The 9,849-nt window shown below is 53.3% G+C and carries 9 protein-coding genes; 5 read left to right on the top strand and 4 right to left on the bottom strand.

Going from position 1 to position 9,849, the window contains the following annotated elements:
* Nucleotides 1–410: 410 nt before the first annotated feature.
* The gene (locus ABJQ89_RS16400; RefSeq protein WP_348497233.1) at nucleotides 411–1,352 is read right to left on the bottom strand and encodes a DJ-1/PfpI family protein; all 942 of its coding nucleotides are present in this window, start codon (nucleotides 1,350–1,352) and stop codon (nucleotides 411–413) included.
* 98 nt (nucleotides 1,353–1,450) lie between these two features.
* On the opposite strand from ABJQ89_RS16400, the gene ABJQ89_RS16395 reads away from it, so the two are divergent.
* Nucleotides 1,451–2,629, top strand: a complete 1,179-nt coding sequence (locus tag ABJQ89_RS16395) for an MFS transporter (RefSeq protein ID WP_348497232.1) — start codon at nucleotides 1,451–1,453, stop codon at nucleotides 2,627–2,629.
* Between the two features lie 49 nt (nucleotides 2,630–2,678).
* Here ABJQ89_RS16395 and ABJQ89_RS16390 read toward each other — a convergent pair whose 3' ends face one another.
* From ABJQ89_RS16390 to ABJQ89_RS16380, 3 genes are read right to left on the bottom strand one after another with little or no spacing between them, the layout of a single operon-like run.
* Nucleotides 2,679–3,023 carry a RidA family protein gene (locus tag ABJQ89_RS16390; protein ID WP_348497231.1) on the bottom strand — a complete coding sequence of 115 codons (345 nt, stop codon included), beginning with the start codon at nucleotides 3,021–3,023 and terminating at the stop codon, nucleotides 2,679–2,681.
* On the bottom strand, nucleotides 3,020–4,936 hold the full coding sequence (locus ABJQ89_RS16385) for a propionyl-CoA synthetase (RefSeq protein WP_348497230.1): 1,917 nt from the start codon (nucleotides 4,934–4,936) through the stop codon (nucleotides 3,020–3,022). The genes ABJQ89_RS16390 and ABJQ89_RS16385 overlap by 4 nt, the downstream gene beginning before the upstream one ends.
* 22 nt (nucleotides 4,937–4,958) lie before the next feature.
* Complete coding sequence (locus ABJQ89_RS16380; RefSeq protein WP_348497229.1) at nucleotides 4,959–5,696, bottom strand: SDR family oxidoreductase; 738 nt, start codon at nucleotides 5,694–5,696, stop codon at nucleotides 4,959–4,961.
* 142 nt (nucleotides 5,697–5,838) lie between these two features.
* Here ABJQ89_RS16380 and ABJQ89_RS16375 point away from each other — a divergent pair, with 142 nt between their 5' ends.
* The 4 genes from ABJQ89_RS16375 to ABJQ89_RS16360 form a co-directional block, all read left to right on the top strand.
* A complete protein-coding gene (locus ABJQ89_RS16375) occupies nucleotides 5,839–6,240 on the top strand; it encodes a rhodanese-like domain-containing protein (protein WP_348497228.1) in 402 nt (133 codons plus the stop codon).
* Nucleotides 6,241–6,347: 107 nt separating this feature from the next.
* Nucleotides 6,348–8,072 (top strand): ATP-binding protein, encoded by a 1,725-nt coding sequence (locus ABJQ89_RS16370; protein WP_348497227.1) that lies wholly within the window; start codon nucleotides 6,348–6,350, stop codon nucleotides 8,070–8,072.
* A complete protein-coding gene (locus ABJQ89_RS16365; RefSeq protein WP_348497226.1) occupies nucleotides 8,069–9,412 on the top strand; it encodes a sigma-54 dependent transcriptional regulator in 1,344 nt (447 codons plus the stop codon). Before ABJQ89_RS16370 ends, ABJQ89_RS16365 begins: the two co-directional genes overlap by 4 nt.
* A gap of 118 nt (nucleotides 9,413–9,530) precedes the next feature.
* Nucleotides 9,531–9,849: TAXI family TRAP transporter solute-binding subunit (locus ABJQ89_RS16360; protein WP_348497225.1), on the top strand; the 319-nt coding region annotated here is incomplete at its 3' end.

Here is a 9,849-nt window from a genome sequence, read left to right as displayed (position 1 = left end):
TTACGGTGCGACGTTGCTTGTCCGTCGCTGTGACCTCAATTTGCGCCTTACCGCTGCGCTTTTCAAAACACGAGCGCTCACCGCGCTGTGACGCGCTGACACAGATTGCAAACTCCCTCACGCGGGCGTGTGCAAAACAGAGTTAACCCACTGATACAAAACAGATTTTATTGTTACAGAAACACGAGGCCTCACAGCCCTGCACAGGATAGGTGCGCAGATGTGCACACTAAAATTCCCAATTGAAACACATCTCCCCAAACTCTCACGCAACCGAGAGCAAATACCCCCAAATACAACAAAGCCCACGTAAAACGTGAGCTTTGTAACAGGCGGTAACGTGGGTTTCGGGGTATTTCTGCCGACTAAAACGACTCTATTCAGGTGAAATCACATTTCGTTCGTGGCTTTTACCCAAAGGCTTTGACGTAATCGCTCACATGGACCCCAAAACGACGTTGAAACGCGCGTCGCATACGTTGGAGATCGCCAAAACCGCTATCCTGCGCGACTTGCTTCAAGGGCACATTGTCTTTCAACAGCCCTCGTGCATGTTCAATTCGGGTATGTTCTACGAATTGCGCAGGCGATTGCTGGACATCGCGTTGGAAGTGACGTGACAATGTGCGCGTATTCATCCCTGCAGTTTGCGCCATTTCCTCTAAGGTCCAATCCAGTTGCGGCTGCGAGACGATCTTTTCAATAAGATGGGCGAGACTGTTGTCGCGAGAGAACTGCCCAGCCAGATGCATGGCATATTGGCTTTGCCCGCCCGTGCGGTGCAATTGGACCACCAATTCCCGCGCAGCGCCCAATGCGACGTCGCGGCCGCAATCCGCACGAATGATCGCGAGCGCCAGGTCAATGCCGGTGGTCACACCTGCAGAAGTGAATATGCGATCTTCCTCGACGCAGATCCGATCCAAATCCCAACACACCTCTTTATACTTCTTAATATCCTTTGCGCGGGACCAATGCGTCGTCGCGTCTAATCCATCCAACACACCCGAAGCTGCAAGAATGAGCGCACCAGAGCATATGGAGATAAGTCGCCCATCGCCTGCGCGCGCTGCACGGGCTTGGATGATGCTTTGAATGCGTCCTTCTTTTATAACGGCATCAACGCCGCCACCCGGGATCAACAGGTCATGGCTTTTGGACGCTGCGCTCAACTCATCGTCCGCGAGCATGCGCAAACCACAAGACGCTTTCACGGGTTCACCATCGATAGTGACAAAGCGACATTCGTATTGGCTTTTACGATCGACCTTGGCTGCCTCAAACGCCTGAACGGGGCCTGACACATCCAAAAGGTTCACCCCCTCGAACAGAAACACATCTATGGTTCGCATTCAATTTGTCCAATTTTGATGTTAGTTTGACATTTCGGACACGAGCTAACCTTGTTACCTCTTATGTTGTCAATCCAATCATTCTGGAAAATCGCAATATGTCAGTTCTCTCAATCGCCCGGAACAAGAGCTTCTTGGGGCTGCTCGGCGCCAATACGATCCTTGGCGCGGCAATGCCGATGCTCATCATACTGGGTGGTCTTTCCGGCTTTATGCTAGCACCGACGCCAACGCTCGCGACGATACCTGCTTCGCTTCAAACGCTTGCGAGCCTATTTGCCTCTGCGCCTTTCTCATTGTTTATGGGGCGCTTTGGACGCAAGGCTGGTTTTGCCTTTGGCGCGGGCCTTGCCATTTTGGGCGGGTTGCTCGGTCTTGCAGCCCTTGTAACGGGGAGCTTCGCACTCCTGTGTATCGCCCATCTTGTCTTCGGCGCGGCCCTCTCGTGCTATCAATACTTTCGCTTTGCTGCGGCCGATGCAGTCAGCTCGGACTGGCAACCAGTCGCAATATCATTGATGCTCACCTCCGGCTTGATCGCTGCGTTTGTCGGCCCAGAACTGTTCGTGATGACGAAAAACGCGCTCGCTCCGACGCCCCTTGCAGGCGCATATGGGGCCATCGCAGTTCTGTCTTTGATCGGGATGCTGCCTTTGGCCTTCGTGAATATCCCAGCTCATGCGCTCGGGAAAAAGCGCCCACCCTTCCTCTCCTCGCTTTCCGTGTTGAAAGAGCGGTCCATCCGCAATGCCGTGGGCTTGGGCGCAATTTCGCAGGGGATCATGGTCTTTCTCATGATCCCAACGCCCCTTGCCATGATTGGATGTGGCTTTTCCGAAGAAGTGTCTGGCGATGTCATCCGCTGGCACGTGGTAGCCATGTTTGCACCTAGCTTTTTCACTGGCTTCTTGATCAAACGGTTCGGCGCTAAACCAATCGCGACCTTTGGGATTGGGTTGTTAATCATCGCCGCTTTGGTCGCGGCGGCTGGTTTGACCGCGCCTCACTTCTACGGGTCGCTCATTTTGTTAGGGGTTGGATGGAACTTTGGCTTCATTGGGGCCACGAGCATGCTTGCGGCTGCTGTACCTGACGACATGAAATCAGTCGTGCAAGGTGTCAACGACACACTCATCGCATTGGTTTCCACAATCTGCGCCTTTGCAGCTGGGGCTTTGGTTGCTGGATTCGGGTGGATCGTGCTGGCCTATATTGCAGCAGCAATTTTGGGGCTCACGCTCTGCGCAACGCTTCTTAGCGGCAGATCAACCACATAAAAAAAGGGGCGGCCAAAGAGCCGCCCCAATCATTCAACGCTTATAAACGTCAGTCTTTCACAATCGCTCTCACGAGGACTTCAACCTTGAGGCGCTCAAACGCGAGCTTAGCTTCGCCGCAGGCGCGCGTCGGCGCCTGACCTTTTGGCACCCACGCATCCCAAACTGCATTCATTTCGTCAAAGTCTGCCATATCCGCGAGCCAAATCTCGGCTTGCAACATATGCTCACGGCTTGAGCCTGCTTCCAAAAGCAATGCATCAACCTTCGCCAAGCATGCTTCGGTTTGTGCTGTAACACTATCGCCCTCACCGATTTGACCACTCAGATAGACAATACCATTGTGCTTTACGGCCTGACTCATACGGTCATTTGTTTGAAAGCGTTCGATCATTCTTTAGTTCCTATTACATTGCGCGCGATCAACACGTCGCGAATTTCATCCAAAATCGCAGGATCATCGATAGCAGCAGGCATTTTGAAATCCTGTTGATCGGCAATCTTCTGCATTGTGCCCCGGAGCACTTTGCCAGAACGGGTCTTTGGCAAGCGCTTGACTTCTACACCTGTCTTAAAGGCAGCAACAGCGCCGATCTTTTCGCGAACAAGCTGAACCAACTCTTTTTCGAGCTCACTTTCGCTGCGTTCCGCCCCATCATTGGTCACAAAGAAACCAAGTGGCATTTGCCCCTTGAGCGCGTCCGCGGCGCCGACGACAGCGCATTCTGCGATATCAGGGTGGCCAGAAATGACCTCCTCCATAGCGCCGGTCGAGAGACGGTGTCCCGCGACGTTAATGATGTCATCGGTCCGCGCCATGATGAAGACATAGCCATCTTCATCCACAATACCCGCGTCCGAAGTTGCGTAGTAGCCTGGGAATTCAGCCAAGTATGATGAATGGAACCGCTCTTCTGCATTCCACAGCGTTGGAAAACAGGATGGCGGCAAAGGTAGCTTTGCCACGATATTGCCAAGCGTGCCACTTGGGACAGGGTTTCCATCATCATCGAGAACTTGGATATCAAAGCCCGGCATAGGTTTGCCCGGTGATCCCAGCTTGATCGGGAAACCACCGTCAAGACCGAGAGGATCGCCCGTGATCGCCCAGCCCGTTTCCGTTTGCCACCAGTGATCGACTACAGGGCAACCAAGTTTCTCTTGCGCCCATTCGAGTGTTGCTGGATCGGATCGCTCACCCGCGAGAAACAGAGACCGGAAATGACTGAGATCGTAGTTCTCAATCAGCTCGCCTTTAGGATCGACCTTTTTAATGGCGCGGAACGCCGTCGGGGCCGTGAACAGCGACACGACTTTGTGCTCTTCAATAACGCGCCAAAATGCACCTGCATCGGGCGTGCCAATCGGTTTACCTTCGTACACCAGTGTCGTGCTCCCGTTCAGGAGCGGCGCGTAGCAAATGTAGGAATGCCCAACGACCCAGCCAACATCGGAGGCAGCCCAGAAAACTTCTCCCGGTTTGATGCCGTAGTGGTTTTCCATTGTCCAATGAAGCGCCACCATGTGGCCGCCATTGTCGCGCACGACACCCTTGGGCTGACCCGTCGTGCCAGATGTATAAAGAATGTAGAGCGGTTCGGTTGCGGCAACAGGCACGCATTCCGTGCCCTCGCCCGCAGCACGCGCAGCGTTCACAGCCGTATCATAATCAACATCGCGCCCCTCGATCAGATCACACGCCAGTGTCTCGCGTTGCAAAATGACACAATGGTCTGGCTTGCTTGATGCAATCTCAATCGCTTCGTCCAAGAGCGGTTTGTACGCAATCACGCGGCCCGGCTCGATCCCGCAAGACGCTGAGATAATCGCCTTAGGCGCTGCGTCATCAATACGCGTTGCAAGCTCATTCGCGGCAAAGCCCCCGAATACAACAGAATGCACGGCACCAAGACGCGCACAGGCGAGCATCGCAAACACCGCTTGAGGCACCATTGGCATATATATGACAACGCGGTCGCCTTTTTCGACGCCCAAGCCACGCAGCACTGCCGCAAGGCTAGAAACCTCTTCAAGCACGTCTGAGTAGCTAAATCGCGCCTTTTGATCCGTGACGGGGCTATCATAGATAACAGCCGCCTGATCACCGCGACCTGCCTCTACATGACGATCCAAGCAGTTGTAACAGGTGTTACAGGTGGCTCCGTCAAACCAACGACCATAAGCGCCGAGCTCTGGATTAAATGTTGATGTTGGCGGTGTGAACCAATCGATACCCTTGGCTTGCTCTGCCCAGAAACCTTCTGGGTCTGCTTGCCATGCGGCGTATGTTTCTGCGTAATTCGTCATTTAGCCCCTCAACATGTGTAGTTCATTCCGATGCGACCGCCATCAATGTAGATGGTTTCGCCTGTGATATACTTTGCCTTCTTGCTCGCCAAAACGCCACTGCATCTGCAACATCTCTCGGCTCGCCGATACGTTTCAACGGCGTGCGCGACATAACCATGTCCATTGCAGCCTGATTTGCGTTCACACCAGCCAGCATCGCGGTATCGATAGATCCAGGCCCAACCGCATTTACGCGTATATTGTGAGGTGCCAACGACAGCGCCGCGGCTTTGGTCAATTGCATAACCCCACCCTTTGATGCGCAATAAGACGCAATAGAAGGGATCGCGAGAAGCGCGTTCACCGAGGACATATTAACAATTGCGCCTTCAATCTTGTTCGCGACCATCCCTTTGGCGGCGCGCTGCGACGCAAGGAACGTCCCTGTCAGATTGATGTCGACCACCTTTTGGAAGTCATCCAAGGAGGTTTCAAGAAAATCGCCCGCGATCGCGACGCCCGCGTTGTTTACCAAAATCTCGACAGCGCCGTGCTTCGCTTCGATTTCGTCAAACATTGCAGAAATCTGAGAAGCATCGCTCATATCGCACACCATTGCGACCGCACCGCCACCAAGCGTTTCGGCAGCTTTCGCTACGCCTTCGCCATTGATGTCTGCTAAGATCAGCTGCGCACCGTCTTCTGCCAGCGCCTCAGCGCATGCATAGCCGATCCCTTGGGCAGCGCCCGTGACAAGTGCGATTGGTTTTTGTGTCATCCCGATTTCCTTTTTTATCAACTTGCAGAAAGCAGCAATGTGAATTTTCGTCGCAATCCCTGTCACAGGCAGGTTGCGACTACAATCAACACAGGTCAATATCCCCGTAACTTACGCAAATGAATTCTGTCCGAGGTGATCCATGAAAAAGTTAAAGATGTCATCAGCGGACATGGTTAGGGATGCGCGCGCACGGATTGAGGAAATCGAAACCTCAGATTTGATTGCCATGCGCGACGACCCCAACGTTGTCATCGTCGACATTCGCGACCCTCGGGAACGCCAACGCAGCGGGTTCATTCCAGGAAGCGTCCATGCCCCCCGCGGTATGGTTGAATTCTGGATTGATCCTGAAAGCCCCTATTTCAAAGAGGTGTTCAGCGAAGAAAAGAAATTTGTCTTTCACTGCGCTTCAGGTTGGCGTTCGGCTCTGACCGTCGCAACGCTGCAAGATATGGGATTTGAAGCCGCACACTTGAAAGATGGGTTTTCAAGTTGGGACAAACACGGCGGCCCTATCGAATTTCCTGAAAAGAAAAGCTGACGCCGCAAGAAACCCTGCGGAAAACCGCAGGCCATGATTTTTCTGTGACTGGCTTGGAATTGCATACTGCGCCGCGCTGTATCAAGCTACCGATCAGGGAGACGCAAATGGTCACTGAAACAGACATTGGACACATGCCAGACCGGATGCGCAAAAGCGTAGTCGCCGTCTTGTTTGTCACCGTCATTCTGACCACGGTTGTTACCTTTTTCGGGGCATCCCAATACTTTGAGAAACAAGAACTGCAAGCTGCCTCCAATCGCATGGGCAGTTATCTACGCTCTTTGAACGAAACACTGCTGCGCCACCAACACCTGCCCTTCTTGCTGGCGCGCGATCCTCGCTATTCCGATGATCTCAATCCAAGTGATGTACGCACAGATACTAATGAACGACTAAAGGTGATGGCGACGCAAGCGCAGCTTGAAGCCATATATCTGATGGACACCAATGGACTGGTGCTCGCGGCCTCGAATGCTGACAAGCCCTATAGTTTTCTTGGTCAAAACTACGGGTTTCGCCCCTATTTCCAAGATGCATTACAAGGCGCGCGCAGTGATTATTTCGCCATCGGTGCGACGTCGGGGCGGCCAGGATATTTTGTAGCAGAACCGATCTCCTATGCTGGCAATAGCCAGAAGGGCGTCGTTGCTATCAAACTAGATGTAAGCGAATTGCAGCGTTCTTGGGAGAGCGGCGACGAAACTGTGGTCGCTGTAAACCGCGACGATGTTGTCGTGCTCTCGTCAAACCCCGAATGGCTCTATCGTCCGGTCAGCACGCTTGATCCGGTTGTGCGCAATGCAATCTTGGCCAGTCGGCAATTCGGAACACACCCACTGAAGCCTTTGGATTGGCGGGCAAGCGCAAATGATCGCGTCACCTTGGAAGGCACGAGCTACCTGCTTGCCTCCGGCCAATCTGATTGGCGCGGATGGAGCGTTCACTACTTGCAGCCTGAACAAGTCGTGTGGCGACAAACTCTATTAGCCACCGTCTTTTTCGGCAGTATCGTTGCTTTGCTGATTGGCTTCGCAACGTTCTTGCGGTCCCGCCGAATTGAACTCGCCTATGCAGCATCAGAGCGGCAAAGGGATGCGCTGGTCAAAGCCAATGAGCGGTTGGAACATGCGCAAACGGAGCTTGCCCGCACTGCAAAACTGGCAGCACTTGGCCATCTCGCGGCCTCTGTCACCCATGAACTCGGCCAGCCCATCAGCGCCTTTCGCAATCATCTTACTGCGGCTGAAATCGGCAATGAGATTACATCGCCCAGCACCGCAAAAAACCTCAACAAGCTCGTTGACCGGATGGAATCCATCACCAGCCAGTTTCGTTACTTTGCGCGGGCCCGTGACGACGCGAAAACCAATGTCGATTTGGCCATTATCCTAAGCGAAACAGAAGGCTTGCTGCGATCAGACATTGCTGCAGCAGGCATTGAATATAGGTCCGCGATCCTGAATACGCCGATTGAGTTGCACGCACATCAGGTGCAATTGGAGCAAGCCTTTACCAATATCCTCAAGAACGCAGTACAAGCGGTCGCTGATGAAAGTGATCCTATCATCACCGTGACGGTCCAGACGACAGATCATCAAGTCGAAGTTCGGATCAAAGACAATGGTCCGGGCCTTGCCAGCGCCAATCTGTCTGATCTGCAAGAACCGTTCTTCAGCACCAAACCTTCTGGCGTTGGCATGGGGCTTGGCCTCGCGATTACAACAGAAATTATCAAAGACCACGGCGGCGATATTTCCCTTGGCTCATCGAATGATGGTGCGGAATTCATCGTGACATTGCCGCGCGCCCACGCAGGAGCCACACAATGACAATCGCAACAGTCCTGGTGATCGATGACGATCGCGAAATGCGGGTCTCGCTGACGCATCTGCTCGAAAGCGCGGACTACACCCCCATCGTTGTCAAAAGCGCTCAAGAAGGTTTGGCGGCCTTGCAGTCGATGGACCCAGAAGTCGTCATCAGTGACGTGCGCATGCCGGATATGGATGGTCTCGAATTTCAGTTAAAGGCACGCGAACTCAGCCGTGTTCCCGTGATCCTATTCTCCGCACATGGCGATATTCCGATGGCCGTTCAAGCGCTGCAAAATGGCGCCTATAGCTTTGTTGAAAAGCCGTTTGATCCACGTCGATTGCTCAGAATTCTGAACAACGCGCTCAAAATGAAACGACTGGAAGACAGCACAATCGCGTTGCAAGATCGCCTTGCTGAACTCACCGATCTAGAACGCATCCTGATAGGCAATAGCGAGCAGATCGAAGTTGTGCGCGATTTGATATTTGATTTTGCTGTGAGCAATGCCAACGTTCTTATCCTTGGTGAAACCGGAACTGGGAAAGAACTCGTCGCGCGCGCGCTTCATGATCTTGGCGCTTCCAGTAATGCGCCGTTTATTGCGGCCAATTGCGCCGCGATCCCGCCAGAGCGCTTTGAAGAGACCGTATTTGGGACACCAGAAAATCCACACGGACTGATGAACCAAGCTGACGGTGGCACGCTCTTTCTGGATGAGTTGACCTCGATGCCGTTTGAAACCCAAGCGAAAATTCTGCGCGCGATTGAGACCAAGCAGTACCAACGCATTGGCGAAACAGAGATTCAGTCGGTGCAAATGCGTGTCATCAGCGCAGCGTCACATCAGATTGATCACATGATCGCAGACAAAAGCTTTCGTGAAGATTTGCTCTTTCGTTTGAACACTCTCGTCATTGATCTGCCCAAACTGGCAGATCGAGGTGAAGATGTTCTGCTGCTCGCGCGCCACTACATGAAGCGATTGAGCAAACTCTATGATCTCCCTACGCCAGACCTAACCAATGATGATATCTCCGCGCTGATGTCGCACGATTGGCCAGGCAATATCCGTGAGCTTCAAAGCGTCACGGAACGACGCGTTTTGGCAGAGCGGCGTGGCGGTGGTTCAATCCGTTTAGCCATCACCAATCAAACGCCACAACAGAACTTCCCTGCGACCCTGCGCGAAGCCGTTGCCGCCTTTGAGCGCGAGGTCATTGGACGCGCCATTCAATCCGAGGCGGGACGTATGGATGATGTTGCGGCGAGCCTTGGTATTGGGCGCCGCACTCTGAACGAGAAGATCGTCAAACTCGGCCTCGATAAAGACGCTCTTCTAGGCGATCAAGGCTGACTGCGGAAATCCGCAGGCATCTTTTTTAAAGACGCGCAGTTTCACTCATACCGCGACTCTACTCCCTTGCCCGATAGTTCCTCAAGTCATTTCGACTTTTATCCTTGGGAGGGAAACCATGAAAATGTTTAAGGCGCTCACGCTGAGCGCAAGCCTTGTTGTATCTGGCGCAGCTTTTGCTGACAGCACAGACTACGTTTTGAACACAGCATCCACGGGCGGCACATACCACCCTGTTGGAACTGCGATCTCCACGCTTTCAAAAGTGAAGCTTCTACCAAAACAGAAATTCTCGCTGACTGCTGTCAACTCGGCGGGATCTGGCGCGAACGTACAGGCTCTTTCCGCGGGGACAGCAGACTTTGCGATTTTGCAAGGTTTGTTCGGGTCATACGCTGTTACTGGCACTGGCCCAGTAAGCGAGCCACAGGAAAACC

Source organism: Planktotalea sp., assembly GCF_039984035.1.
Lineage (GTDB): Bacteria > Pseudomonadota > Alphaproteobacteria > Rhodobacterales > Rhodobacteraceae > Planktotalea.
Note: the sequence above shows the minus strand (reverse complement) of the source record. Positions and strands in the feature narration are given on the sequence as shown.